24 protein-coding genes and 1 riboswitch are annotated in these 24,471 nt (G+C 74.5%); of the genes, 15 read left to right on the forward strand and 9 right to left on the reverse strand.

Features of this window, described 5'->3' with window-relative positions; genetic code table 11:
* The first annotated feature begins 124 nt into the window (after positions 1-124).
* The gene (locus tag KG103_RS00790; protein WP_207340190.1) at positions 125-2,044 is read left to right on the forward strand and encodes an NHL domain-containing thioredoxin family protein; all 1,920 of its coding nucleotides are present in this window, start codon (positions 125-127) and stop codon (positions 2,042-2,044) included.
* A 124-nt stretch (positions 2,045-2,168) separates the two neighbouring features.
* Here the strand turns inward: KG103_RS00790 and KG103_RS00795 are convergent, their stop codons facing one another.
* Positions 2,169-3,626 (reverse strand): GGDEF domain-containing protein, encoded by a 1,458-nt coding sequence (locus tag KG103_RS00795; protein ID WP_243656338.1) that lies wholly within the window; start codon positions 3,624-3,626, stop codon positions 2,169-2,171.
* Between the two features lie 269 nt (positions 3,627-3,895).
* Here KG103_RS00795 and KG103_RS00800 point away from each other — a divergent pair, with 269 nt between their 5' ends.
* A complete protein-coding gene (locus KG103_RS00800; protein ID WP_207340192.1) occupies positions 3,896-5,083 on the forward strand; it encodes a lytic polysaccharide monooxygenase in 1,188 nt (395 codons plus the stop codon).
* 231 nt (positions 5,084-5,314) lie between these two features.
* On the opposite strand, the gene KG103_RS00805 is transcribed toward KG103_RS00800, so the two are convergent.
* From KG103_RS00805 to KG103_RS00815, 3 genes are all read right to left on the reverse strand, one after another.
* Positions 5,315-5,542 carry a hypothetical protein gene (locus KG103_RS00805; RefSeq protein ID WP_243656356.1) on the reverse strand — a complete coding sequence of 76 codons (228 nt, stop codon included), beginning with the start codon at positions 5,540-5,542 and terminating at the stop codon, positions 5,315-5,317.
* A 44-nt stretch (positions 5,543-5,586) separates the two neighbouring features.
* The gene (locus KG103_RS00810; RefSeq protein WP_243656296.1) at positions 5,587-6,756 is read right to left on the reverse strand and encodes a hypothetical protein; all 1,170 of its coding nucleotides are present in this window, start codon (positions 6,754-6,756) and stop codon (positions 5,587-5,589) included.
* Between the two features lie 187 nt (positions 6,757-6,943).
* A complete protein-coding gene (locus tag KG103_RS00815; RefSeq protein WP_207340194.1) occupies positions 6,944-7,171 on the reverse strand; it encodes a DUF6458 family protein in 228 nt (75 codons plus the stop codon).
* A gap of 234 nt (positions 7,172-7,405) precedes the next feature.
* Here KG103_RS00815 and KG103_RS00820 point away from each other — a divergent pair, with 234 nt between their 5' ends.
* Positions 7,406-7,867 (forward strand): hypothetical protein, encoded by a 462-nt coding sequence (locus KG103_RS00820; RefSeq protein WP_207340195.1) that lies wholly within the window; start codon positions 7,406-7,408, stop codon positions 7,865-7,867.
* 71 nt (positions 7,868-7,938) lie between these two features.
* A complete protein-coding gene (locus KG103_RS00825; protein WP_207340196.1) occupies positions 7,939-8,490 on the forward strand; it encodes an NUDIX domain-containing protein in 552 nt (183 codons plus the stop codon).
* A 61-nt stretch (positions 8,491-8,551) separates the two neighbouring features.
* Here KG103_RS00825 and KG103_RS00830 read toward each other — a convergent pair whose 3' ends face one another.
* The gene (locus tag KG103_RS00830; RefSeq protein WP_243656297.1) at positions 8,552-10,927 is read right to left on the reverse strand and encodes a beta-xylosidase/alpha-l-arabinosidase; all 2,376 of its coding nucleotides are present in this window, start codon (positions 10,925-10,927) and stop codon (positions 8,552-8,554) included.
* Positions 10,924-11,979: a LacI family DNA-binding transcriptional regulator gene (locus tag KG103_RS00835; protein ID WP_207340197.1), complete on the reverse strand. Its 1,056-nt coding sequence runs from the start codon at positions 11,977-11,979 to the stop codon at positions 10,924-10,926. Before KG103_RS00835 ends, KG103_RS00830 begins: the two co-directional genes overlap by 4 nt.
* A 190-nt stretch (positions 11,980-12,169) precedes the next feature.
* Here KG103_RS00835 and KG103_RS00840 point away from each other — a divergent pair, with 190 nt between their 5' ends.
* From KG103_RS00840 to KG103_RS00890, 11 genes are all read left to right on the forward strand, one after another.
* Positions 12,170-13,498: an ABC transporter substrate-binding protein gene (locus KG103_RS00840; protein ID WP_207340198.1), complete on the forward strand. Its 1,329-nt coding sequence runs from the start codon at positions 12,170-12,172 to the stop codon at positions 13,496-13,498.
* The gene (locus KG103_RS00845; protein WP_207340199.1) at positions 13,495-14,442 is read left to right on the forward strand and encodes a carbohydrate ABC transporter permease; all 948 of its coding nucleotides are present in this window, start codon (positions 13,495-13,497) and stop codon (positions 14,440-14,442) included. The genes KG103_RS00840 and KG103_RS00845 overlap by 4 nt, the downstream gene beginning before the upstream one ends.
* Positions 14,442-15,323 carry a carbohydrate ABC transporter permease gene (locus tag KG103_RS00850; protein ID WP_207340200.1) on the forward strand — a complete coding sequence of 294 codons (882 nt, stop codon included), beginning with the start codon at positions 14,442-14,444 and terminating at the stop codon, positions 15,321-15,323. The genes KG103_RS00845 and KG103_RS00850 overlap by 1 nt, the downstream gene beginning before the upstream one ends.
* Positions 15,324-15,364: 41 nt before the next feature.
* Complete coding sequence (locus KG103_RS00855; protein ID WP_207340201.1) at positions 15,365-16,324, forward strand: sugar phosphate isomerase/epimerase family protein; 960 nt, start codon at positions 15,365-15,367, stop codon at positions 16,322-16,324.
* Positions 16,321-17,208 carry an NAD(P)-dependent oxidoreductase gene (locus KG103_RS00860; protein WP_207340202.1) on the forward strand — a complete coding sequence of 296 codons (888 nt, stop codon included), beginning with the start codon at positions 16,321-16,323 and terminating at the stop codon, positions 17,206-17,208. The genes KG103_RS00855 and KG103_RS00860 overlap by 4 nt, the downstream gene beginning before the upstream one ends.
* Complete coding sequence (locus tag KG103_RS00865; protein ID WP_207340307.1) at positions 17,205-18,968, forward strand: dihydroxyacetone kinase family protein; 1,764 nt, start codon at positions 17,205-17,207, stop codon at positions 18,966-18,968. The genes KG103_RS00860 and KG103_RS00865 overlap by 4 nt, the downstream gene beginning before the upstream one ends.
* Positions 18,965-19,474 carry a ribose-5-phosphate isomerase gene (locus KG103_RS00870; protein ID WP_207340203.1) on the forward strand — a complete coding sequence of 170 codons (510 nt, stop codon included), beginning with the start codon at positions 18,965-18,967 and terminating at the stop codon, positions 19,472-19,474. The genes KG103_RS00865 and KG103_RS00870 overlap by 4 nt, the downstream gene beginning before the upstream one ends.
* Positions 19,475-19,651: 177 nt before the next feature.
* Positions 19,652-19,724, forward strand: a riboswitch (guanidine-III (ykkC-III) riboswitch).
* A gap of 12 nt (positions 19,725-19,736) precedes the next feature.
* Positions 19,737-20,066, forward strand: a complete 330-nt coding sequence (locus KG103_RS00875) for a DMT family transporter (protein ID WP_249670685.1) — start codon at positions 19,737-19,739, stop codon at positions 20,064-20,066.
* A gap of 133 nt (positions 20,067-20,199) precedes the next feature.
* Complete coding sequence (locus KG103_RS00880; protein ID WP_207340205.1) at positions 20,200-20,910, forward strand: YqjF family protein; 711 nt, start codon at positions 20,200-20,202, stop codon at positions 20,908-20,910.
* Positions 20,907-21,170 (forward strand): hypothetical protein, encoded by a 264-nt coding sequence (locus KG103_RS00885; RefSeq protein ID WP_207340206.1) that lies wholly within the window; start codon positions 20,907-20,909, stop codon positions 21,168-21,170. Before KG103_RS00880 ends, KG103_RS00885 begins: the two co-directional genes overlap by 4 nt.
* A gap of 277 nt (positions 21,171-21,447) precedes the next feature.
* Positions 21,448-21,837 (forward strand): hypothetical protein, encoded by a 390-nt coding sequence (locus KG103_RS00890; protein WP_207340207.1) that lies wholly within the window; start codon positions 21,448-21,450, stop codon positions 21,835-21,837.
* A gap of 77 nt (positions 21,838-21,914) precedes the next feature.
* Here KG103_RS00890 and KG103_RS00895 read toward each other — a convergent pair whose 3' ends face one another.
* The 3 genes from KG103_RS00895 to KG103_RS00905 form a co-directional block, all read right to left on the reverse strand.
* Positions 21,915-22,145: a type II toxin-antitoxin system Phd/YefM family antitoxin gene (locus KG103_RS00895; protein ID WP_207340208.1), complete on the reverse strand. Its 231-nt coding sequence runs from the start codon at positions 22,143-22,145 to the stop codon at positions 21,915-21,917.
* 107 nt (positions 22,146-22,252) lie between these two features.
* Entirely contained in the window at positions 22,253-22,483 is a 231-nt protein-coding gene (locus KG103_RS00900; RefSeq protein WP_207340209.1) for a hypothetical protein, read from the reverse strand.
* A gap of 91 nt (positions 22,484-22,574) precedes the next feature.
* Positions 22,575-24,431: an ABC transporter ATP-binding protein gene (locus KG103_RS00905; RefSeq protein WP_207340308.1), complete on the reverse strand. Its 1,857-nt coding sequence runs from the start codon at positions 24,429-24,431 to the stop codon at positions 22,575-22,577.
* Between the last annotated feature and the right edge of the window lie 40 nt (positions 24,432-24,471).

The following is a 24,471-nucleotide window of genomic DNA, read 5'->3' on the forward strand; positions in this document are numbered from 1 at the left end:
GGTGGGGGACGGTCGACAGGGGGTCGACGTGCTTCCCCAGTGGTCTGCGGGTGCGTCGGGCGGGCCGGTGACCAGCTGGTGGCGGGTGCCTTGCGCGCCGGTGCGCGTCGGGGAGGATGTGCGCGTGACGTCGACCGCTGCCCCCCGTCTGCCCCGTGTGCGCGCGTCCGAGCTGGTCGGACGCGGCTGGCTCAACACCGGGGGCAAGGACGTGACCCTCGCCGACCTGCGCGGCAAGGTCGTCGTCCTCGACTTCTGGACGTTCTGCTGCATCAACTGCCTGCACGTCCTGGACGAGCTGCGGGAGATCGAGCAGCGGCACCGCGACGTCCTGGTGATCATCGGCGTGCACTCGCCCAAGTTCGTGCACGAGGCCGACCCGGTGGCGCTCGCGGCCGCCGTCGAGCGGTACGAGGTGCACCACCCGGTGCTCGACGACCCGGACCTGGTGACGTGGCAGGCGTTCACCGCGCGGGCGTGGCCGACGCTCGTCGTCATCGACCCCGAGGGGTACGTCGTCGCGCAGATGGCCGGCGAGGGGCACGCGCACGCCGTCGAGACGCTGGTGCGCGAGCTGGTCGCCGAGCACGAGGCGAAGGGCACGCTGCACCGCGGCGACGGCCCGTACGTCGCGCCGACGCCGCAGCCGACGACGCTGCGGTTCCCCGCCAAGGCGCTCGAGCTGCCGGGCGGCACGTTCCTCGTCGCCGACGCCGGGCACCACGCGCTCACCGAGGTCGCGGCGGACGGCGAGACGCTCGTGCGGCGCATCGGGTCCGGCGAGCGCGGGCTCGTCGACGGCGGGCCGGACGAGGCGCGCTTCAGCGAGCCCAACGGCCTGTGCCTCGTGCCGGGCGACCTGCGTGAGCGGCTGGGCTACGACGTGCTCGTCGCCGACACCGTCAACCACGCGCTGCGCGGCGTGCGCCTCGCCGACGGGCACGTCACGACCGTCGCCGGAACCGGCGAGCAGTACATGGTCGGAGCGGTCGACAACGTCGCACCGTTCGAGGGCGACCCCGCGCACCCGGCCGAGCAGGGCGTCGGCGACCGGTGGCCGGCGCGGCAGGTCAAGCTGTCCTCCCCGTGGGACGTCACGTGGTCGCAGCCGCTGGCCGCCTTCGTCGTCGCCATGGCCGGCAACCACACGCTGTGGGCCTTCGACCCGGAGCAGGGGTCGATCACGCACCTCGCCGGCACGATGAACGAAGGGCTCGTGGACGGCGCGCCGGCGCAGGCGTGGTTCGCGCAGCCGTCGGGGCTGTCGGTCGACGCCGCCGGCCGCATCTGGCTCGCCGACGCCGAGACGTCCGCGCTGCGCTGGGTCGACCCGGCGGACGCGTCGGCCACCTCCGTCGTCGGGACGGGCCTGTTCGACTTCGGCCACCGCGACGGGGCGGCCGACCAGGCGCTCCTCCAGCACCCGCTGGGTGTCGCGGCGCTGCCGGACGGCTCCGTGCTGGTCGCCGACACCTACAACGGCGCGCTGCGGCGGTGGGAGCCGGGCGAGGGGGACGCTCGGGGCACCGTGACCACGCTCGCGACCGACCTCGCCGAGCCCAGCGGGCTCGTCCTGCCCGCGGGCGACACCGACCACGTGCTCGTCGTCGAGTCCGCGGCCCACCGCCTCACGCGCGTGCCGCTGCCCGCCGGTGCGGGCACGCAGGTCGACGGCGGTGCGCACCGCACGCAGCGCCCGGTGACCGAGATCGGCGCGGACGTCGCGCTCGAGGTGGTGTTCCACCCGGCAGCCGGGCAGAAGCTCGACGACCGCTGGGGCCCGTCGACGTCGCTGCAGGTCTCGGCCACGCCGCCCGCGCTGCTGCTCGACGGCGGCGGGGACGACGTCGCGCTCACCCGCACGCTGCGGCTCGACCCGGCGGTCGGCGAGGGCGTCCTGCACGTGACCGCCCGCGCCGCGAGCTGCGACGCCGACCCGGCGGTCGAGCACCCGGCCTGCCACCTGGCCGCCCAGGACTGGGGTGTGCCCGTGCGCGTGGTGGCGGGCGCCCCGGAGTCGCTGACCCTGCCGCTGCACGGCTGAACGGCTGCACGGCCGACCCCGCGGCCACGGCCGCACGGCTGACCCTGCCGAGGCAGGTCACGGCTCCGACGACGCGGTTCCGACGGCGCGGTTCCGACCGGCGCGGCCCCGGGCGCGCGGGGTCTCAGTCCGTGCCGACGCTCTCGGGCGTGCCGGCGCCGTCGACGGCGATCGCGACGAGCGCGCGCAGCGCCGTCTGCACCTGCCGGCCGGTCGACGCCGCGGCGGCGACCGCCACCTCGACGACCCACTCGTCGCGCTCGACCGTCAGCAGGCGCGTCTCGGACGCGTCGGCGGGGCTGCCGCCGCGGGCGACGGTCGTGAACCTCTGCGACCCGGGCATGCGCTCACGGACGGCCCACGAGTCGCCGCCCAGCGTCTCGGTCGCCGCCGCCGCGAACGCGCAGAGTCGCGGGACCACTGCCGGGGCCGCGGCGCCGATCGCCACGGCGCCGCCGGCGGTGAGCCGCTCGACGGCCTGCACCGGGTCGGAGATGGGAGGGGTGGTGCGGGCGCGGGCCCGTGCCCGGCGTCGCTTGGCCTGGTACTGCGCCTGGTCGGCGCGCCGGAAGAGGTGCCGGGCCTCGACCGAGCCCATGACGGCCGTCGACGCGACCCCGTAGGAGATCGCGGCGCCGTGCGGCAGCGGGAACTTCGCCACCGTGGTGGCCATGGCCGTCGCGACCACCTCGCGCGGCTGGTCGACCGTGACCAGGCAGAACTCGTCCCCGCCGATCCGCGCGGCGGTGGCGCCCGGGATCGCGTCGGCGGCGCGCCGCAGGACGTCGGCCACGGCCCGCAGCAGGTCGTCGCCCGCGTCGTGCCCCAGCTCGTCGTTGACGCGCTTGAGGCCGTCCACGTCGCACATGACCACGCACGTCTCGCGCCCCGACGCCAGCGCCGCCTCGGCGGCCTGGTCGGCCGTGCGCCGGTTGGCCAGACCGGTCAGCGGGTCGTCGGCGACGATGTGGCGCATCTGCTGCTCGAGGTCCACCCGGGCGATCGCCCCGGCGGCGAGCGCGGCCAGCACCTCGGCGGTCGCCACGTCGTCGACGTGGAAGAGCGGGGAGTCGAAGTCACGGACGACCGTGATCTGGCCCCACACGGCGTCGTTGACGACGACCGGCGCGGTCAGGGCGGACGCGGCGCCGACCTCCCGCAGCATCTCGACCTCGACGCGGTCGCCCGCCGACGTGTCACCGGGGCGCACGGAGCGACCGTGCGCGTCGAACGCGTGGGCCACCCAGCTCTCGCGGTTGCGCAGCAGGGCGCGCAGCGCCGGACGGTCGTCGGCCCGGTAGGTGGTGCTGAGGAACTGGTGCCAGCGCGGGTCGTTGGTCGGGGGGTCGAGGTGGACGACGCGGCTGGTCTCCTGGGTGATCCGGGCGACCGCGCAGGCGTCGGCACCCAGCACGTCGACGGCAGCCTGGGCGGCCGCCTCGACGACCTCCTCGACCCGGCGGCAGGCGTCGAACCGGTGCGCGGCCACGGCGAGGCCACGCACGCCACCGAGGTCGGCGGCCGACAGGCCACCCCGGTGCGCACCCTTCGCCGTCGCGGCCCTACGCGTCACGGAGCCCATCATCGGGCCTGCGCCCCCCTTCCGCCGAGCACGGTCCGTGAGAGGTCCGTGAGATCACTCGTCCGCGCCGTCGTCCCCCCTCGCCGGGAGGCGGCGCCGCCGCGACGTCCTCGAGGGGCACGGGCAGCCGTGGGACGAGTGTCCCACGTGCTGGAAACGTTTCAGAGGGTTGTCGCCCCGGCCGCGGGTCCGCACCCTGAACGCCACACCGCACCGTTCGGTGCCCGCCCCCCGCGGCGACCTACGCCGCTCGCGTGAGAGGGACCTCCATGCCCCGCACCCTGTCCACACGCCGCGTGCTCGGGGGTACGGCCGCCACCGCGCTCGTGGCCGCGGCGCTCGTCGCCGTGCCGACCGCCGCACAGGCGCACGGCGGACTGACCAACCCGCCGACGCGGACCTACGTCTGCTACACCGACGGCCTGGCCGGCGGTCAGGCCGCGGGCGAGGCGGGCAGCATGAAGCCCACGAACCCCGCCTGCGTCAACGCCTTCAACGACAGCAACTACTCGTTCTACAACTGGTTCGGCAACCTGCTCGGGACCATCGACGGCCGCCACGAGACCATCGCCGACGGCAAGGTCTGCGGCCCGGACTCCCGGTTCGCCGCGTACAACACCCCGTCCTCGGCCTGGCCGACGACGCGCGTGACGCCCGGCCAGACCATGACGTTCCAGTACGCGGCCGTCGCGCGGCACCCCGGGTACTTCACCACCTGGATCACCAAGGACGGCTGGAACCAGAACGAGCCGATCGGGTGGGACGACCTCGAGCCCGGGCCGTTCGACCGGGTCCAGGACCCGCCGCTGCGCGAGGGCGGCCCCGCCGGCCCCGAGTACTGGTGGAACGTGAAGCTGCCGTCGAACAAGAGCGGCAAGCACGTCCTGTTCAACATCTGGGAGCGCACCGACAGCCCGGAGTCGTTCTACAACTGCGTGGACGTCGACTTCGGCGGCGGCGGCTCGACCCCCACCCCCACGCCCACGGCCACGCGGACCCCGACGCCGAGCCCGACGCCGACCCCCACCCGGACCCCGACGCCGACGCCGTCCGTGACGCCGACCCCCACCCCCACGCCGTCCGTGACGCCGACCCCCACCCCCACGCCGTCCGTGACCCCCACGCCGACGGTCCCCGCGGACTCGGTGTGCGAGGTCGAGGTGGACGTCACCAACGCCTGGCAGGGCGGGTTCCAGGGCAACGTGACGGTCTTCAACGCCACGATGGAGCAGGTCGACGGCTGGGAGGTGAGCTGGGAGTTCACCAACGGGGAGACCGTCCAGCAGGCGTGGAGCTCCACGACCACGCAGTCCGGCTCGACGGTGACGGCGCGCAACGTGGCCTGGAACTCGACGATCGGTCACCACAACGCGGTGTCGTTCGGGTTCATCGGCTCCGGGACGCCCCAGGCCGTGAGCGACGCGACGCTGAACGGCAACCCGTGCATCGTCCGCTGACGACCGTCCGCTGACACCGTCCGACCGACGACCGTCGGCCGGGCTGCGACACCGACGCGTCCGCACCCTCCGGGGTGCGGGCGCGTCGTCGCGCTGCGGACCCCCCGGCGCCGGACGGCGCTCCGGCCCGGCGCGGTCGCGGCGCGTCACCCCGTGCCGGGCAGGCCCCGTCCCTGGGCCGGGCGTGCGCGTTCCCTCCGACCGACCCCCCGAGGACGTGGCCCGCGGGCGTCAGCGCCGCGCCGTGACCGGTCCCGTCGCGCGGACGTGCACGCTCACGCCGTGCACGCTCGACGGCACGCCCAGCCGTCTGGCAGACGCGTCGTCCCCCAGGACGCGGACCAGGACGCCGTAGCCGTCCGCCTCGCGGGCGATCCCGACCGCCGCCACCCCGTCCCGTCCGGCCAGGGCGGCCTTGATCTCGTCCTTGGCCCGGCGGGCCTCGTCGAGGTCGGCCACTGCACACCTCCCGCGCCGGTCGGGCGCGCGGCCCGCGGCCTGCATCAGGCGAGCAGGGTCGCGTCGAGCGCCTCGAGGACGGCATCGATCGGGTTGACGTACGTCAACCCGCGACCATTGTCACCCCCGGTCTCCGACCCGGCAAAGAGCAGCCCCAGGGCGACCCCGTCCTGGCGGTAGACCAGCGAGCCGGAGTCGCCCCCGCGGGAGAACGGCAGGCGTCCGGCGCCCTCGATCTCGATCTGGTCGTCGAACCGCAGGTTGCCCAGCTCCTCGCCGTAGCCGACGACCACGTCGTCGAGCTCGATCGCCGTGACCACACCGGTCGTGACGGCCGTGGTCCGCCCGATCTTGCCGACGGTCTCCCCGCCGAGCGCCCGGGCCGTGCGGGTGATGCGACCCACCGGGTAGGTGGGGTCGACGTCCTGCTCGTCGAGCAGGGCGACGGCCGCGTCGACCACCGCGGTGCACCCCGCCGTGAGCGGGACGGCGCGCGCGAGCGTCCCGACGCGGTCGCCGGGCGGCCGGCCACCGTCCGCCGGGCCGGGCTGCAGGACCGTGTCACCCGGGCGGGCCGCCGGCGAGCCCGCGAGCACGTGGTAGTTCGACAGCGCGTGCACCACGCCCCCGACCAGCACGAACGCCCCGAGAGTGCCCGCCGTGACGTCGACGTGCGCGATGGACACCCCCGGGCGCAGCGGGCGCACGCGGCCGGTCTCGCCGAGCGCCTGCGCCGTGACCACAGGCGGTCGGGGACCCGGCACGGCGGGTGCGTCCCCGTCGGTGGCCGCTCCCAGGTCGGTCCCGATCCGGGTGCCGCCGAGGTCCGTCCCCGGGCCGGTGCCCAGGGTCACGCCGGGCTCGGTGCCGACGCCGCTGCCGACACCGCTGCCGGGTGAGCTCTCGGTGCCGTCCGTGTCCCCGCTCCCGGGGGTGTCCCCCAGCGGACGGATGCGGCCGGTGCGCCGCACGTCGACGGTGGTGCCCACCTGGCCGACCTCGTCGGCGACGCGGCGCGCGAGCTCGCGGACCCCCGGCACGTCCAGCCGGTAGCGCAGCGCGACACCGTACCGGCCGTCGCCGCGCGCCGCGAGGCCGACGGACAGCGGGGCCACGTGCACCCCGCTGGTCGACGCCCGGGCGTCCTTCTCGATCAGCTCGCGTGCCACCGTCAGGGCGTGCGCCTTGGCCTGCCGTGCCTCGTCCCGGTCCATGCGGTCCCCTCCGTCGTCGCCCCCTGCTGACGCCCGCGGTACGGCTGCGGGCGGGCGCCCATTGTGTCCGGGTGGTCCGACATGCGCCCCTCGTGCCCGCAGCACGGACGCAGCACGGGTGCACGCACGCCGACGCCCCGCCCGGGTGGACCGGACGGGGCGTGGCTCGCGGTGCTGCGTCAGGCCGTCAGGCCGTCGGGGGGAGCGGGGGCTCCTCGCGGTGCTCGACGACCTGCCGGTGGGTCGTGTTGGTGCGCTGGGAGTTGAGCGCCACCGCCAGGATCAGCGCGAGGGCGCCGGCACCCATGCAGATGTACCCGATGACCGTGAGGTCGATGCCCTCGATCCGGTCGGAGACCCCGAACGAGAGGATCGCCCCGATCACCAGGAGTGCGATACCGCCACCGATGCCCATGTCGCTCCTTCGTCGTGCCCGGTGCGGACCACGGTGGCCCGCCTGGCAGGCGAGTCTGGTGCCGTCGGGCGGGTCCCGCACGTCGAACGCCCGACGCGACCCGGACGGGTGTCCTGCAGGAGCTCGCCCGGACGGGCGCCCCCAGCGGCCCCGGGTGCGCCGGGGCCCGGTGGGGACGGTCCCGCCGCACGCCGCCGAGATGCCGGTGCACCGTGGTCCCGGTAGACACGTCCCATGGGTGTTCTCGTGCGGTCCGTCGCTCTCGGTCTCGCGGCGGGCGGTCGTTCCGCGGTCGCCGTCGCCGTCCCCGTGCACGCCGCCACGCGCGGTCACCACGGCCCGGCGGCACGCGCGCTGCGCGGCCTGACCACCGTCGCCGTGCTCGGCGAGATGGTCACCGACAAGCTCCCGGCCACCCCCAGCCGCCTGGTGCCCGTGCAGATCGGCGGGCGCATCGTCGCCGGCGCGACCGGGGCCGCCGCGCTGGCGGTCGTCGACCGCCGGGGGCCCGGTGCCGTGCTGGTCGCCGTGCTCGCGGGCGGAGCGGGTGCGTTCGCGGGGTCGGTGGGCGGGGCGTCGTGGCGGCAGTGGGCGGCCGAGCAGGGCCCGGACGTGCTGCGCCCGGACGTGCGTGCGGCGCTCGTGGAGGACGCGCTCGTGCTGGTCACGGCCCGCACGCTCGCCCACGGTCGCTGAGCGGGGAGCCGGGCCGCGGAGCCCGACCTCCGGACCACGGGCCTCGGCCTCGGGCCCCCTACGGTGACGTCATGCCCTGGCAGACCGTCACCTCGCGCGTCGTCCACCGCAACCCCTGGATCACGGTGCGGGAGGACGACGTCGTCGCACCCGACGGCCGGCCCGCGCGGTACGGCGTGGTCGAGGTGCGGCCGTCGGTGTTCGTCGTCGCGCTGACCGACGACGACGAGGTCGTGCTGGTGACCACGGACCGGTACACGGTCGGACCCGGCTCGGTGGAGGTCCCCGCGGGTGGCACGGACGGTCAGGAGCCGCTGGTCGCGGCGCAGCGCGAGCTGGCGGAGGAGGCCGGTCTCACGGCGCGGGAGTGGACGGCCGTCGGTGAGGTCGACGCCCTCAACGGCGTCGCCCGGGCCGTCGAGCACGTGTTCGTGGCCCGCGGCCTGACGCCCGTGGCCGAGCCGGCTGCGACCGCGCGCGAGCAGGCCGCGGAGGGGATCACCGCCGTGCGGACGGTGCCGTTCGGTGAGGTGCTGGCGATGATCCGCCGCGGTGAGCTGCGGGACGCGGAGACGGTGACGGCCGTCGCGCTCGCGGCGCTGCACCTGGGCCGGCTCACCTGAGACCGACCCGGGGGCGCACGGTGCGGTCGCACCGCACGCCCCCAGGCCGCTCGGGGCGTCCTCAGGCCAGCGGGGTCACCACGGCGGTGCTGCGCAGCGCGCGGTCCGCACCGGGGTACCGGCGCGGGCCGGTGAGCTCGACCTGCGCGCTGAGCACGTCGCCCTCGCTGGAGCCGCCCACCTGCACGCCGACCGTGCCCGGGTCGACGACGCGGCGCAGGTCCACGCCCGTGTACGACGTCAGGTCGGCGGGCACGGCGAACGTGACGCGGGCCGCGGCGCCCGGCTCGAGCGGCACGCGCGCGTACCCGGCGAGCTGCTTGACGGGCCGCGCGACGTCGGCGACGGGGTCGGACAGGTAGAGCTGCACGACCTCGGTGCCCGCCCGCTCGCCGGTGTTGGTGACGGTCACGGCGACGTCGAACGCGCCGTCCGTCGGCACACCGCACGAGGTGACGCGCAGGTCGTCGTACGCGAACGTCGTGTACGACAGCCCGTGGCCGAACGGGAACGCCGGACCCGGGTCGAGGTTGCTGATCTTGTCGAGCCGACGGGTCAGCGGTGCGCCCAGGTAGGTCTGCGGGCCGCCGCCCGGGTCGCGCGGCACCTGCACGGGCAGCCGGCCCGACGGTGTGACGCGGCCGCTGAGCACCCCGGCGATCGCGCCGGCGCCCTCCTCGCCCGGCATGAACGCCTGCACCACCGCCGCGGCGCGGTCGAGGAACGCGCCCAGCGCGTAGGGGCGCCCCGAGACGACCACGAGGACGACGGGCGTCCCGGTGGCCAGGACGGCCTCGACCAGGTCGTGCTGGACGCCCGGCAGCCGCAGGTCGCTCACGTCGCAGCCCTCGCCGGACGTGCCGCGGCCGAACATGCCGGCGCGGTCACCGACCGTCAGCAGGACCACGTCGGCGTCGCGCGCGGCCGCGACGGCGGCGTCGAACCCGGTGCGGTCGTCGTCGACCACGGCGCACCCGGGCTCGTGCACGACCTCGACGCCGTCGAGCTCGGCGCGCAGGGCGTCCAGCAGCGACGGGACCTTAACGCCCATGCCGAGCTCGGGGTGCCGGGGCAGCACGTGGATCGGGTAGGAGTAGCACCCGAGCAGCACGCCGGGGTCGGCGGCGGACGGGCCCACCACCGCGACGCGCCGTGTCGTGCGCCCGTCGAGCGGCAGGACGCCCGCCGGGTTGGCCAGCAGCACCACCGACTCCTCGGCCAGGCGCCGCGCGAGGTCCCGGTTGCCGGGGGCGTCCAGGTCGATCGGGTCGTCGTCGGGGGCGCCGCCCGGGGGCGTGCCGTCCGCGGCGGGGGCGTCGAGCAGGCCCAGCTCGGCCTTCTGCCGCAGCACCCGGCGCACCGCGCGGTCGACGACCGCCTCGTCCAGCCCGCCGTCGGCCACCAGCGCGCCCAGCAGGCCGAAGCACATGGTGTTGGGCAGCTCGACGTCCATGCCGGCACGCAGCGAGCGGGCGCCCGCGTCCGCGGCGTCGGCGGCCGTCCCGTGCGCGGTGGCCAGGAACGCGACCGCCCAGTAGTCGGACACCACGGTGCCCTCGAAGCCCCACGTGTCGCGCAGCAGGTCGGTGAGCAGCGCCGACGACGCCGCGACCGGCTCGCCGTCGAGGTCGGCGTAGGAGTTCATGACCGAGCGGGCGCCGCCCTCGCGCACCGCCATCTCGAACGGCGGCAGCAGCACGTCGGCGAGCTCGCGCGGTCCGACGGACACCGGCGCGTGGTTGCGTCCGCCGCGTGAGGCGGAGTACCCGACGAAGTGCTTGAGCGTCGCGACGACGCCCTGCTCCTCCATGCCCCGCACGTACGCGGTCGCGATGGTCGCCACGGCGTACGGGTCCTCGCCGACGGTCTCCTCGACGCGGCCCCAGCGGTAGTCGCGGACCACGTCGAGCACCGGGGCGAGGCCCTGGTGGACGCCGAGACGACGCAGGTCCCGCCCGATGGCCGCGCCGACCTCGTGGACCAGGTCCGGGTCGAACGCGGCGCCCCACGCCAGCGGCGCCGGGTACACGGTCGCGCCGTACGACGTGACGCCCGTGAGGCACTCCTCGTGGGCGATGGCCGGCAGCCCCAGCCGGTGGTTCGCGACGAGCTCGCGCTGCGTGCGCGCGAGCTTGGCCCGGCCCTCGTCGGCCGGGACCGGGTCGGTGCCCAGCACGCGGGTCAGGTGGCCCAGCCCGTGCCGCGAGGCGGTGGCGAAGTCGGGTCGACGCGCGCCGAACGTGTCCTGCATCGGTGCGACGACCTCATCCGCGCCGCGCCGGTCGAACCAGTGGCTGCCGAGCTGGGCGAGCTTCTCCTCGAGGGTCATGGCCGCCAGCAGCAGCTCGACGCGCTCGGGCGTCGGACGGGTCGTGTCGTGCCACGGGTGCGTGGTGGTGCCGGTCGTGCCGGTGGTGCCGGTGGTGCTCGTGCTCAACGTGGTCCTTCCCGAGGCGCCGGCGGCTGTGCCGGCGGGGCGGTGGAGTCGCGGACGACGAGGGACGTCGCCAGCTCGATGTGGTGCGAGTCGGGCATGCGGCCGGCGTCCATGGCCAGGACCGTGCGCAGCGCGACGCGCCCGATGTCCCGCAGCGGCTGGTGCACGGTGGTCAGCGGCGGGTTGGTCCAGGCGGCGACGTAGGTGTCGTCGTAGCCGACGACGGACAGGTCGCGCGGCACCACCAGACCGAGGCGGCGCGCAGCCTCGAGGACCCCCAGGGCCTGGGCGTCGCTGCTGGCCAGGAGGGCGGTGGGCGGGTCGGCGCGACGCAGCAGGTCGTCAGCGGCGCGCAGCGCGGCGTCGTGGTCGAACGCGACGTGCCGCACCAGCGCGGGGTCCAGGGTGACGCCCGCCGCCTGGCAGGCGGAGCGGAAGCCGTCGACACGCGCGACGGCGCTGATGGACGCCTCGGGGCCCGCGACGACGCCGATGCGGGTGTGCCCCAGGCCCAGCAGGTGCTCACCGGCGGTGCGCCCGCCGGTCCAGTTGGTCGAGCCGACCGAGACCAGCTCGGGAGTCGTCAGGTGCAGCGGGTCGATGACGACCACGGGCAGCCGCGCACGGGCGATGCTGTCGTACGTGGTGTCGGTGACCTGCGCCGTCACGACGATCGCGCCGGTGCGGCGTGCCGAGATCAGCCGCCGCGTCCAGCTGGACGGCGGCTCGGGCCGGTCGCCCCCGCCGCGCCGTACGCGCGAGACGGTGACGTCGACGTCCACCTCCTCGGCGGCGAGGGTGACGCCGCGCAGCACCTCCATCGCGTACGGGCTGTCGAGCTTGTCGACCATGAACTCGACCGTGCGCCGGGTTTCGGCGTGGCGCGCCCCGGGGGTGCGGTAGCCGAGCTCGGCGACCGCGGCCTCGACGCGCTCACGGGTGGCCGGTGCCACGTCGGTGTGCCGGTTGACGACCTTGGAGACGGTCGCGATCGACACGCCGGCGCGCTCGGCGACGGCGGTGAGCGTCGGGCGTCGTGCGGTTGCGGGCATGTGCCCCCCCTTCACGGTTCAGGCCGAACGTAACCGTCCCCGACCGAAAACTTCAAGGTGACCGTTGATCCGTTTCAGCGGTACCGGCGGTGAGATCGGCGCGTTGACACGGGTGACAGGCGAAACCTACGGTGAAAGCGTCGCCCCCCAGGGCGAAAAGTTTTCGACGAGGAGAACTGGAGTCTCAACGATGAGTTCCACCATTGCGCGGCGGGTGCGCGCGACCGCCGCCGTCGTCGGCGTCGCCCTCGCCCTGGCGGCCTGCGGATCCGGTACGACGCCCCAGCTCGGTGACGGCGGCACCGCCGCCCCCGGCGGCAGCGGCGACGCCGCGATCGTCTGGGGTCTCGAGGGCGGTCAGTCGGAGTCGTACCTCGCTGCGGTCGACCGCTGGAACGAGGAGCACCCCGACCGCCCCATCGAGCTGCAGATGTTCGGCAACCAGGGCTACAAGGACAAGCTCCGCATCGCCCTCGGTGCCGGCCAGGGCCCCGACCTGATGTTCAGCTGGGGCGGCGCGGCGCTGAAGACGTACGTCGACGCCGGCTACGTCGAGCCCATCGAGGACCCCGCGATCACCGACCGGTACCTGCCGTCGGTGCTCGACACCGTGACGTTCGACGGCAAGGTCTACGGGGCCGCGATCAACAACATCCAGCCCGTCGTCATCCTCTACAACGACGCGGTCTTCCGGCAGGTCGGCGCCGAGCCGCCCACGACCTGGGACGAGCTGCTCGACCTCGTGCCCGTGTTCGAGGAGGAGGGCATCGCCCCGATCGCCCTAGCCGGCCAGTCCAAGTGGCCGCAGCTGCCCTACCTGGGGTACCTCGTCGACCGCATCGGCGGGCCTGAGGTGTTCGACGCGATCGTGGCGAACGAGCCCGACGCGTGGTCCCACCCGGCGGTCACGCAGGCGCTCACCGAGATCCAGGCCCTCGTGGAGGCCGGCGGCTTCGTCGACGACTACGCGTCGATCGCCTACGAGACCGGCGCGGCCGACGCGCTGCTCTACACCGGGCGCGCCGCGATGATGGTCGTCCTGTCGCAGGCGTACTCCAACATCAAGACCGCTGCACCGGACTTCGTGGAGTCCGGCGACCTCAAGGCCGTCCCCTTCCCCGCCTACGACGGCGGTGCCGGGGACCCGGCCAACCTGGTGGGCAACCCGTCGAACTTCTGGTCCGTCAACGCCTCGGCGAGCGACGAGCACAAGGAGACGGTGCTGGCGTTCCTCGCCGAGCAGGTGATGAACGAGGAGTACATCGGCGAGATCCTCGACCGGTCCGCGGTCCCGGGCGTCACCACCGCGCGCGACCAGATCACCGAGCGCGAGGACACGTTCGCCGAGATGGTCGTCGACCTCACCGAGGCCGCACCGCACTTCCAGCTCTCCTGGGACCAGGCGATCAGCCCGTCGCAGGCCGAGCAGCTCACGACCCACCTCGACCGCGTGTTCCTGCTGCAGACCACGCCGGAGGAGTTCGTGTCGGCGATGAACGCGACGCTGGACGCGAAGTGACGACCACCCTCCCTGCCGTCCCCGCGGGTGCCGCCGGCACCCGCGGGGGCGGTGCCCCCGCGCGGCGACGCAGCGAGCGGCAGCCGGTCTCGGCGTGGCTGCTCGCACCCGCACTGATCCTGTTCGGCGGGTTCGCGCTCGTCCCCCTCGGCGGCGCCGTCGCGCTGTCGTTCACCTCGTGGAACGGGCTGGGCACACCCGCCTGGCTCGGCCTCGACAACTGGGGCGCGGTCCTCACCGACCACGTCACCTGGCTCACCCTGTGGATCACGCTGCAGGTGATGGTCGGCACCTGGCTCGTCCAGACGCCGCTGAGCCTCCTGCTGGGCGTCTACCTGGCGCCGCGCGGCCGGTGGCGGGCGTGGATGGCCGCGGTGTACTTCATCGCCCTGCTGATGTCGTCGTCCGCCGTCGCGCTGGTGTTCAAGAACCTGCTGGACCCGAACTTCGGTCTCGCGGGGCCGGCCGGCCCGGGGTTCCTGCGGCACAGCTGGCTCGGTGACCCGAACACCGTGCTCATCGCCGTGATCCTCATCATCGCGTGGCACTTCGTGCCGCTGCACACGCTGCTGTACCATGCGGGCGCGCGGCAGATCCCCGGCTCGCTGTACGAGGCGGCGCAGCTCGACGGCGCGGGCACCGTGCGCCGGTTCTTCTCGATCACGATGCCGCAGCTGAGGTACACGATCGTCACGTCGTCGACGCTCATGCTCGTGGGTTCGCTGACGTACTTCGACCTCGTCTTCGTGCTCACCGCCGGCGGCCCGGGCTACGCGACGCGGCTGCTGCCGCTGCACATGTACCTCACCGGCTTCACCGCCACCGAGATGGGCCGGGCCAGCGCGATCGCCACCATCCTCGCCGTCGTCGGCCTGGCGCTGTCCCTCGGCCTGACACGCCTGTCCGGCTTCACCCGGATGCAGAGCCAGCAGGAGGGCATGTGATGGTCACCACCGAGGCCGTGCGCCCCGCCACCTCCACCGCGGAGGCCCCGCCGCGCCGCCGCGACCGGATCCGCCCCAACCTGCCCGCCGGCGTCGGCTCGCTGCTGTGGCTCTCCGTCGTCATCGTGCCCGTGTACTGGGTGGTGGTGACGAGCCTGCGCACGCAGCAGCACTTCTTCACCGACCACCCGCTGGGGCTGCCCACCGAGCCGACGCTCGACAGCTACCGCCAGGTCATCGACAGCGGGTTCGACCGCTACCTGCTCAACTCGGTGGTCGTCACCGTGGGCGCCGTCGCCCTGACCATCGTCGTCGCGCTGCTCGCGGCGTACACGATCACGCGCAACACCTCGCGGTTCGTGGCCCGGTCGTTCTCGCTCTTCCTGCTGGGTCTGGCGATCCCGCTGCAGGCCGCGATCGTCCCGATCTTCTACATGATCACCAAGATGGGGCTGTACGACACGCTCCTGGCGCTCGTGCTCCCCACCGCGGCGTTCGCGGTGCCGATCACCGTGATCATCCTGGTGAACTTCCTGCGGGACATCCCCAAGGAGCTGTTCGAGTCGATGCGCGTGGACGGCGCGGGGGAGTGGCAGGTGCTCACCCGCCTCGTGCTGCCGCTGAGCCGCCCCGCCATCGCGACGGTCGCCATCTACGACGGCCTCAACGCGTGGAACGGGTTCCTCTTCCCCCTCGTGCTCACCCAGAGCCCCGAGCAGCGCGTGCTGCCGCTCGCGCTGTGGGCGTTCCAGGGCGAGCTCACCATCAACGTCCCCGCCGTCATGGCCGCCGTCGTACTGTCGGCCCTGCCGATCTTCCTGCTGTACGTCATCGGACGTCGTCAGCTCGTCGCCGGCCTCACCGCCGGCTTCGGCAAGTGACGACGCCCACCGTCCCGACAACCGAAGAAGGTCCGTCCACGATGTCCGACACCCGCCTCACCAGCGACCGGTGGCCGATCGCCGCCGCGATGCTCCCGTTCCCCGCCTCGCAGGACGCCCCGGCCGACACCTGGGTCGACCACCTCGCCCAGGTGGCGTACGAGGGGTTCACGGAGGTCGACCTCACCGACTCCTGGATCCAGCCGGGCGACCTGTCGCCGGCGCGCATCGAGGAGCTGCGTGAGGCGCTGGCGACCGTCGGGCTGGACCCGATCGCGCTGTCCGCGATCCGCCGCTCGGTGATCGACCCCGAGACGGGCGACGAGAACCTCGCGTACTCGCACCGCACGATCGACGCGGCGGCCGCGCTCGGCACCAAGATCGTCAGTGTCGGGCTGCACCGCCCGCTGCTGCCGGCGCAGCGCGAGGTGCTGTGGTTCTGGACCGAGGAGGGGCCGGCCGACTCGACCGACCCCGAGACGTGGGCGCTCGCGGTCTCCCGGCTGCGGGAGCTCGGCGAGCACGCCGCCTCGGTCGGCGTCGAGCTGTCGCTCGAGATGTACGAGGACACCCTGCTCGGGACCGCCGAGTCGGCCGTCCGCCTCGTGAAGGACATCGACCACCCGAGCGTCGGCCTCAACCCCGACCTCGGCAACCTCATCCGCCTGCACCGGCCGATCGAGGACTTCCAGGCGGCCGTCGCCGCGTGCCTGCCGGTGTCGAACTACTGGCACGTGAAGAGCTACTTCCGCGACGAGGACCGCAGCACCGGGTCGTACGTCGCGCTGCCCGCCCCCATGGAGATGGGCATGGTGAGCTACCGCACCGCCATCCGCACCGCCGTCGACGCCGGGTTCACCGGGCCGTTCTGCGTCGAGCACTACGGCGGCGACGGGCTGTCGGTGTCCGCGCGCAACGCGCGGTACATCCGCCGCATGCTCGCGGTGGCGACGGGCGAGGCGCGCGAGCAGGTCCTGCGCAACGTGGCGGCCGCCCGATGAGCGCCCGGGTCGCGGTCCTCGGGCTCGGGGCCATGGGGCTGCCCATGGCCACCGCGCTCGCGCGGACGTTCGACGTGGTCGCGTTCGACATCGCCCCCGAGCGCGTCGCGCTCGCCGTGGAGGCGGGTGCCACCGGCGCGGCGACGGTCGCGGAGGCGTGCGCCGGGACCGACGTCGTCGTCGTGGGGGTGCGGGACGGGGCCCAGCTCGACGCGCTCGTGCTCGGCGAGGGCGGCGTCGCGGACTCGCTGGCCGCCGGCGCCGTCGTGGTCGTGACGTCGACGGTGGGGGAGGCCGCGGTCGTGTCGGTCGCCGCAGCGCTCGCCGCGCGCGGCATCCTCACGGTCGACGCGCCCGTGTCCGGCGGCCCCGTGCGCGCCGGCAACGGCGACCTGCTCATCATGGTCGGCGCGGACGACGCGGCCCTCGCGGCCGCGCAGCCCGTGCTCGACGCGATGTCCTCGTCGCTCACCGTCGTGGGCGGCATCGGCGCAGGTCAGCAGCTCAAGACCGTCAACCAGCTGCTGTGCGGCATCCACACGGCCGCGGCGTCCGAGGCGCTGGCCCTCGCGCACCGCATGGGCCTCGACCTCGACGCGTGCATCGAGGTGCTCGGCCAGGGCGCGGCGGCGTCGTTCATGCTCGCCGACCGCGGCCCGCGCATCGCCGCGCAGCTGCGCGGCGAGACCCCGCCGCTGCGCTCGCGCCTCGACGTCATCGGCAAGGACATGGGGATCGTCGGGGACCTGACGCGGCAGCTGAAGGTCGCCACGCCCGTCGCCGCGGCCGCCGAGCAGCTCTACCGCACGGTGTCCGCCGCCGGCCACGACGCGTCCGACGACTCGGTCGTCGCGACGATGCTGGCCAAGGAGCGGACGTGGTGAGGCCCCTGGCCGACGACCCGGCGCGGTTCGTCGACGACGCGCTGGACGGGTTCGTCGACCTGTACGCCGACCAGGTGCGGCGCGTGCCCGGCGGTGTCGTGCGGGCCACGCCCGCGCCGGCGTCCGAGGTCGCGGTCGTCGTCGGCGGCGGGTCGGGGCACTACCCGGCGTTCTGCGGCCTGGTCGGCCCCGGCTACGCGCACGGCGCGGTCGTCGGCAACGTGTTCACGTCGCCGTCGACGGCCGACGCGGTGTCGGTCGGCGCGGCGGCCGCGGGTGACGCGGGCGTGCTCCTGCTCACCGGCAACTACGCCGGCGACGTCATGAACTTCACGCTCGCCCGCGACGAGCTGCGCTCGCGCGGCATCCCCGCGGAGTTCCTCGTCGTGACCGACGACGTCGCGTCCGCACCGGCCGACGAGGCGCACCGCCGCCGCGGCATCGCGGGCGACCACGTCGTGTTCAAGGTCGCCGGGGCGGCCGCCGCGGAGGGCCTGTCGTTCGACGAGGTCGTCGCCGCGGCCCGCCACGCCAACGACCGCACCCGCACGCTGGGCGTCGCGTTCGACGGCTGCACGCTGCCCGGTGCCGAGCAGCCCCTGTTCACCGTGCCCGAGGGCACGGTCGGGCTGGGCGTCGGCATCCACGGCGAGCCGGGGATCGGCGAGATGCCCGCGTGCACCGCGAGCGAGCTCGCCGCCCTCCTGGTCGAGCGGCTCCTGAGCGAGAAGCCCACCGACGCGGGTCCGCGCGTGGGCGTCGTGCTCAACGGGCTCGGCCGCACCAAGTACGAGGAGCTGTTCGTCCTCTGGCGCGCCGTGCGCCCGCTGCTCGACGCCGCGGGGCTCCAGGCCGTGCAGCCGGACGTCGGCGAGCTCGTCACGAGCCTCGACATGTCGGGCTGCTCGCTGACGCTCGTGTGGCTCGACGACGACCTCGAGCGCTGGTGGTGCGCGCCCGCGCACACCCCGGCCTACCGGCGGGGTCAGGCCGGGGTCACCGGCACCACGGCCACGCCGCCCTCGGCGCTGGCTGCGGAGCGGACGGAATCGGCCACGACCACGCCGTCGCAGGACGCGGCCCGGGTCCTCGACCCCACGGACGCGGCCGAGGCGCAGATCGTCGTCGCGGCGCTGGCGCGCGTCCGCGAGGTCCTCACGGAGCTCGAGCCCGAGCTGGGCCGGCTGGACGCCGTCGCCGGCGACGGTGACCACGGCCGCGGCATGCTCCGCGGTGCGGGCGCCGCGGCGGACGCTGCCGCAGCAGCCGCCGACGCGGGCCACGGAGCGGTCGCGTGCCTGCGGGACGCGGGCCGCGCCTGGGCCGACCGCGCCGGTGGCACCTCCGGCGTCCTGTGGGGCGCGGGCATCGGCGCCGTCGCGCACGCGCTCGCCGCCCGACCGGTGGCGGACCCGTCCGCACGGGTGGCCGCGGCCGCCCGCGCAGGCGTCGCCGCCGTCGTCACGCTGGGTGGCGCGCAGCCGGGCGACAAGACCATGGTCGACGCCGCCGAGCCGTTCGCCGCCGCGCTCGAGCAGGCCGCGGGCGCGGGCCAGGCGCCCGCAGCGGCGTGGGACGCGGCGATCGAGGCCGCACGCACCGCGGCGCAGGCCACCGCGGACCTGCGTCCGCGCCTCGGCCGCGCACGTCCGCTCGCCGAGCGCAGCGTGGGCACGCCCGACCCCGGAGCCGTGTCGTTCGCCGCGATCGTGGCGGCCGTCCGGTCGACCGTGGTACCCGAGGGAGAGGAGACGTCATGAGCGTCGCGAGGATCGTGGTCGGTGCCGACGAGGCCGGCCTGACGTACAAGGACGCGCTCGCCGACCTGCTGCGCGCCGACCCGCGCGTCGAGGTCGTCGAGGACGTCGGCGTGCACGCCGACGACGACACCGCGTACCCGCACGTGGCGGTGGCGGCCGCCCGCAAGGTCGCCGAGGGCGCGGCCGACCGGGCCCTGCTGGTGTGCGGCACCGGCCTGGGCATGGCGATCGCCGCCAACAAGGTGCCCGGCGTCCGCGCGGTGACGGCGCACGACACCTTCTCGGTGCAGCGCTCCGTGCTGTCCAACGACGCGCAGGTGCTCTGCCTGGGACAGCGCGTCATCGGCCTGGAGCTCGCGAAGGTGCTGGTCCGCGAGTGGCTGGACCACGAGTTCGACACGACGTCGGCGTCCGCCGCCAAGGTCGACGTGATCCGCGGGTACGAGGCCGAGGGTGCGACGGCGCCGGACGCCGACGCGGCCGAGAGCGGCACCGAGGGCTGCTGACCGAAGGACCCGGGCGTAGGAGCGGGAGGGGACTCCTGCGCCCGGGGGCCCGGTGGCCGGCGACGCCGTGAGGTCGGCGACGCCCTGGCCGTGAGGCCGGCGTCGCCACCCGCGTGCGGTCGGCGACGCCCTCGTGGCGGCGAGGGTCCCGCCTGCTGCGTGGCGTGCGAGCATGGGTCCGGGCCCGACTCATCGCACGGGCCCCCGGACGAGGGGCGCCGTACCCGGAGAGCGACAAGACGGCAGCCGCCGGAGGTCTGCCGTGTCCACCACGTCCGTCGCCTGGATCGTGCTCGTCGTGTCCGGGCTGTTCGAGGCCGTCTGGGCCACCGCCCTCGGCCGCTCCGAGGGGTTCACCCGGCTCGGCCCGACGGTCGTCTTCGGCCTCGGGCTGCTCGTGTCCATGGGCGGCCTGGCCTACGCGATGCGTGAGCTGCCCACCGGCACGTCGTACGCCGTGTGGGTCGGGATCGGCGCGTCCGTGACCGTCGCGTTCGCGATGGTGACGGGTGCCGAGCCCGCGAGCCTGGTGAAGATCCTGCTCATCCTCGGGATCGTCGGGTGCGTCATCGGGCTGAAGCTCGTGCACTGACGCCGCCGCCGCAGCGCACCCGCGGCTCGTCGTGCCGCCGCCGCCGCGCCGCGCGACGATGGGGCGGGACGACGGCCGGCGACCGACGGGTGGTACCGATGGACGCGGCGCGGGGCGCACGGTGGGGCACGCGGTGAGCGGCCGGCTGCCCGACGCGCCCATCCGGGTGCCCGTCGCGCTCATGCGGTGGGAGACCCTCACCTTCGTCCACTGGGCGTACCCTCCGCAGGTCGTGGCCGCGCACCTGCCGCCGGGGCTGGAGCCGCAGGTCCTCGACGGCGCCGCGTGGGTGGGGATCACCCCGTTCGTCATGCGGGACCCGCGTGTCCCGGGGCTGCCGACCCCGCCGGCGTGGTCGCGGTTCGTCGAGGTGAACGTCCGCACCTACGTGCGCCACCCGGCGAGCGGCACCGACGGCCTGTGGTTCCTCCGGCTGCTGTGCACGCGGCCGGCCGTCGTGGTGGGCCTGCGCGCGGCGGGGGTGCCGTACCGGATGGCGTCGGGACGCGTCGAGGACGGCGGCGACGCGACGCGCTACCGCGCCCGCGGCCGGGACGGCGGCATGCTCGACCCGCGCGTGGTGCCCGGTGCGCGGCTGGCCCCCGACCCCTGGCTGGTGTCGGTCACGGGCAGGTGGAACGCCTACGGGCGCCGCGCGGGACGCCTGTGGCGGGCACCTGTCGCGCACCCGCCGTGGCCCCTGCACGCTGCGACGGTCGAGCGGCTCGAGACCGACCTGCCGCAGGTGTGCGGGCTGCCCGCGCCGTCCGGGGCGCCGCACGTGGTGTGGTCGCCCGGCGTCGACGTGCGCGCCGGTGCGCCGCGGCTGCTGCCGCGCACGTGAGCGACTCGATGATCAACGTGTTCGACGCCACCGGGGTGATCACCCCGCAGGAGGAGGTCCATGGCGAACGGGAGGACGAGCGCCCGCGGGGGTTCACCGCGGTCCTGCTCTACGTCCTGGTGCCGCTGATGACGGTGGCGTTCATCGACGCCGCACTGAACGGTCACGCCACGCACCCGAGGGTCGTCGTCGGTGCGTTCGTGGGTGTGCTGGTCACCGGGGGTGTGGTGTTCAAGCTGCTGACGTCGTGGCGAAGGTAGGGGGCGCGTGGACATCACGACGGGGGCGTGTACGACGTGCGCGTCAGGCCCGCGTGGAGGCCGTCACGGCGTCTGGGCTACCGCCCTGACCGGTCCGAGGGGTCACTCGTCCGGGACCGTCGCGTTCGCGATGGCGACGCGTACCACGCCCGCGAGCCGGGTGAGGATCCTGCTCATCCTCGGGATCGCGGCCTGCGTGGTCGGGCTGGAGCTCGTCCACTGACGTGGGAGTCTTCAGCGGACCACATTCTGATCACCAGGGCACTGTCGAGGTGGCATGGGCACGTACTGGGACCTTGACGCTCTCAGGGATCTCTACCTGGAGGACAGCTGGATCCTGGACGTCGTCGCGCGGCCGGGCATCGTCGAGCTGACCGCGGACTTCGTGCTTCTGGAGTCCCATCCGCTGTACCGCACGCCCGCGGCCGGAGAGCAGTACTGCTATCAGCGCGGCACTCTGCGCTTCGCCGGCGTTCGGTCCCTCAGCTGGGAGCACCAAAGTGAGGTCTGCCCGGCTGTGGATGCCACTGGCGAGCGGGACTACGGTTCGATCGACACATTGGACCGGTCGGCCGACACCTTCACCCTGATCGGCGACTTCGGCCGCATGGTGATCGACGCACCCGAGCCTTCGGTCGAGCTGCGCAGCGGACGTCGGGGGCCTTGAGCGGCGTGAAGATCCTGCTCGTCCTCAGGGGCCTCGCCTGCGTGGCCGGGCTGGAACTCGTCCGCTGACGCCCGCGCTCAAGCCCCGTCGACGAGTGCCGTGTCGTCTTCCCAGTCGGGGTCGTGCACCCCGGGGAACACCACCGCGAGGTCTCGCACGGGACGCCAGGTCGGGCGGGTCTCGGTGAGGGGGACGAGGTCCGCGACAGACCGCCCGTGGACGGTCACGACGACGCGCTCGCCCGCCTCGACCCGGCGCAGCACGTCGGACGCGTCCTGCCTGAGCTCGCGTACCCCGACGGTCGCCATGAGCCCAAAGTAGCGCCGTGTGCTAGTCCGATTCGGGGTGACCGGGATCGCTCGCACCGACGAAGAGCGATGATCCCGGCGAGCGGTCATGCGAGGCCGTCTGCCGTTCACGAGGACGTCAACGGGATGTCCACCCGGACGTCGGTCGGCGGGCCCTCCCCGAGGAGGCGCAGGCGGGGCGATGTCGCGGACGCCTGGGTGAACACCTCCAGGGGCGCACCGTCGGCCGCCTCGTTCGCCCACTCGAGCACCTCGAGGACGTCTCTGGCATCGACGATCGTCCACTCGTCGACAGCCCAGGCCGCGTGCGGTGACCCGAGAGGGCTCCAGAGGCGCACGATGTAGACGTCGGGTTCCTCGGCCTCCGAGAGGTCGACGGGCAGCAGGGGTGGCTCTCATGGTGCACGTACCGCCGGCCCGTCCGGCGGGTCAGGCCACCGCCGCCGGCGCGAACTGCGTTCGGTACAGGTCCGCGTACAGCCCGCCGCGCGCCAGCAGCTCGGCGTGGGTGCCGGTCTCGACGACCTGCCCGGCGTCGACGACGACGATGAGGTCCGCCTGCCGCACGGTCGACAGCCGGTGCGCGATGACCAGGGACGTCCGCCCGACCAGCGCCTCGTCGAGGGCGGCCTGGACGGCGGCCTCGGACTCGGAGTCCAGGTGCGCGGTGGCCTCGTCGAGCACGACGACGTCGGGGGCCTTGAGCAGCAGGCGTGCGATCGCGAGGCGCTGCCGCTCACCGCCGGACAGGCGGTAGCCGCGGTCGCCGACGACGGTCTCGATGCCCTCGGGCAGGGACGCGACGAGGTTCCACACGTGCGCGCCGCGCAGGGCCTGCTCGATGTCGTCGTCGGTCGCGTCGGGACGCGCGAAGCGCAGGTTGCCCGCGATGGTGTCGTGGAAGAGGTGCGCCTCCTGGCTGACGACGCCGACCGTGTCGCGCAGGGATGCGGCGGTGACGTCGCGCAGGTCCTGCCCGGCGATGCGCACGGTGCCGCGCGTGGGGTCGTACATGCGCGTGACGAGCTGCGAGATCGTCGTCTTGCCGGCACCGGACGGCCCGACGAGCGCGACCATCGCCCCGGCGGGCACCTGGAACGTGATGTCACGCAGCGTGTCGGCCACCGGGTCCCGGCTCAGCGTCGCCACCGACTCCAGGGAGGCCAGCGAGACCTCGTCGGCGGACGGGTAGCGGAACCCGACGTGGTCGAGCTCGAGGGTCGCGCCGTGCGCCGCCACGGCCGCGCGCAGGTCGGTCGCGTCGGGCTTCTCGCTGACGGTGGGCTCGAGGTCGAGCACCTCCAGGACGCGCTCGAACGACACGAGGGCCGTCATGACGTCGACCTGCACGTTCGACATGGCCGTCAGCGGGCCGTACAGGCGGCCGAGGTACGCGGCGAGGGCGACGACGACACCGACGGTGAGCTCGCCCCGGATCGCGAGCAGGCCGCCGACGCCGTAGACGACGGCCGTGGCGATGGCCGCCACCGTGGTCAGGCCGATGCGGAACCACGTCGAGTACAGGGCGCGCTTGACGCCGATGTCCCGCACGCGGGCCGTCTGCTCGGCGTAGGCCGCGGACTCCCGGGCGGGGTCGCCGAAGACCTTGACGAGGTGCGCGCCGGCGACGTTGAACCGCTCGGTCATGGTCTGGGACGCGTCGGCGTTGAGCTCGTAGGACTCGCGCGTGATCCCGGCGATCTTGCGCCCGAACCACCGGGCGGGCAGCACGAAGACGGGCACCAGGACGAGCGAGAGCAGCGTGAGCTGCCACGACATCGACAGCATCGCGGCGAGCACGAAGACGATGGTCAGGGAGTTGCTGACGACGTTGGACAGCGTCGCGGTGAAGGCCTGCTGCGCGCCCAGCACGTCGCCGTTGAGGCGCTGGACGAGCGCGCCGGTCTTCGCGCGGCTGAAGAAGGCCAGCGGCATGCGCTGCACGTGGTCGAAGACCGCCGTGCGCAGGTCGTGGATGAGGCCCTCGCCGATGCGGGCGGACACCCAGCGCTCGCCGACGCCGAGCGCGGCGGACACGACGGCGAGCGCGGCGACGACGGCGGCGATGCCGACGACGAGGCGGGTGTCACCGGCGGCGATGCCGTCGTCGATGAGCCGCTGGAACAGCCAGGGGGTGGCGGCGCCGGCGGCGGCGCCGAGCGCGATGAGGACGAGGAAGACCGCGAGCTGGGCGCGGTACGGGCGGGCGAAGGTGAGGATGCGGCGCAGGGTGCCGGGGGCGAGGCGCTGGCGCGCGACGTCACGGTCCTGGCTGAAGCCACGCATCCCACGGCCGCCGGGGACGGGTCCGGGGTGGGTCAAGAGG

This window comes from Cellulomonas wangleii (assembly GCF_018388445.1).
Lineage (GTDB): Bacteria > Actinomycetota > Actinomycetes > Actinomycetales > Cellulomonadaceae > Cellulomonas > Cellulomonas wangleii.

Coding starts and splice junctions, on each gene's coding strand:
- KG103_RS00890 (WP_207340207.1), top strand. CDS start 21,448: ATGGGCACGTACTGGGACCTTGACGCTCTCAGGGATCTCTACCTGGAG.
- KG103_RS00850 (WP_207340200.1), top strand. CDS start 14,442: ATGGTCACCACCGAGGCCGTGCGCCCCGCCACCTCCACCGCGGAGGCC.
- KG103_RS00810 (WP_243656296.1), bottom strand. CDS start 6,756: ATGGACCGGGACGAGGCACGGCAGGCCAAGGCGCACGCCCTGACGGTG.
- KG103_RS00800 (WP_207340192.1), top strand. CDS start 3,896: ATGCCCCGCACCCTGTCCACACGCCGCGTGCTCGGGGGTACGGCCGCC.
- KG103_RS00870 (WP_207340203.1), top strand. CDS start 18,965: ATGAGCGTCGCGAGGATCGTGGTCGGTGCCGACGAGGCCGGCCTGACG.
- KG103_RS00895 (WP_207340208.1), bottom strand. CDS start 22,145: ATGGCGACCGTCGGGGTACGCGAGCTCAGGCAGGACGCGTCCGACGTG.
- KG103_RS00840 (WP_207340198.1), top strand. CDS start 12,170: ATGAGTTCCACCATTGCGCGGCGGGTGCGCGCGACCGCCGCCGTCGTC.
- KG103_RS00860 (WP_207340202.1), top strand. CDS start 16,321: ATGAGCGCCCGGGTCGCGGTCCTCGGGCTCGGGGCCATGGGGCTGCCC.
- KG103_RS00855 (WP_207340201.1), top strand. CDS start 15,365: ATGTCCGACACCCGCCTCACCAGCGACCGGTGGCCGATCGCCGCCGCG.
- KG103_RS00905 (WP_207340308.1), bottom strand. CDS start 24,431: ATGCGTGGCTTCAGCCAGGACCGTGACGTCGCGCGCCAGCGCCTCGCC.
- KG103_RS00835 (WP_207340197.1), bottom strand. CDS start 11,979: ATGCCCGCAACCGCACGACGCCCGACGCTCACCGCCGTCGCCGAGCGC.
- KG103_RS00820 (WP_207340195.1), top strand. CDS start 7,406: ATGGGTGTTCTCGTGCGGTCCGTCGCTCTCGGTCTCGCGGCGGGCGGT.
- KG103_RS00825 (WP_207340196.1), top strand. CDS start 7,939: ATGCCCTGGCAGACCGTCACCTCGCGCGTCGTCCACCGCAACCCCTGG.
- KG103_RS00815 (WP_207340194.1), bottom strand. CDS start 7,171: ATGGGCATCGGTGGCGGTATCGCACTCCTGGTGATCGGGGCGATCCTC.
- KG103_RS00795 (WP_243656338.1), bottom strand. CDS start 3,626: ATGGGCTCCGTGACGCGTAGGGCCGCGACGGCGAAGGGTGCGCACCGG.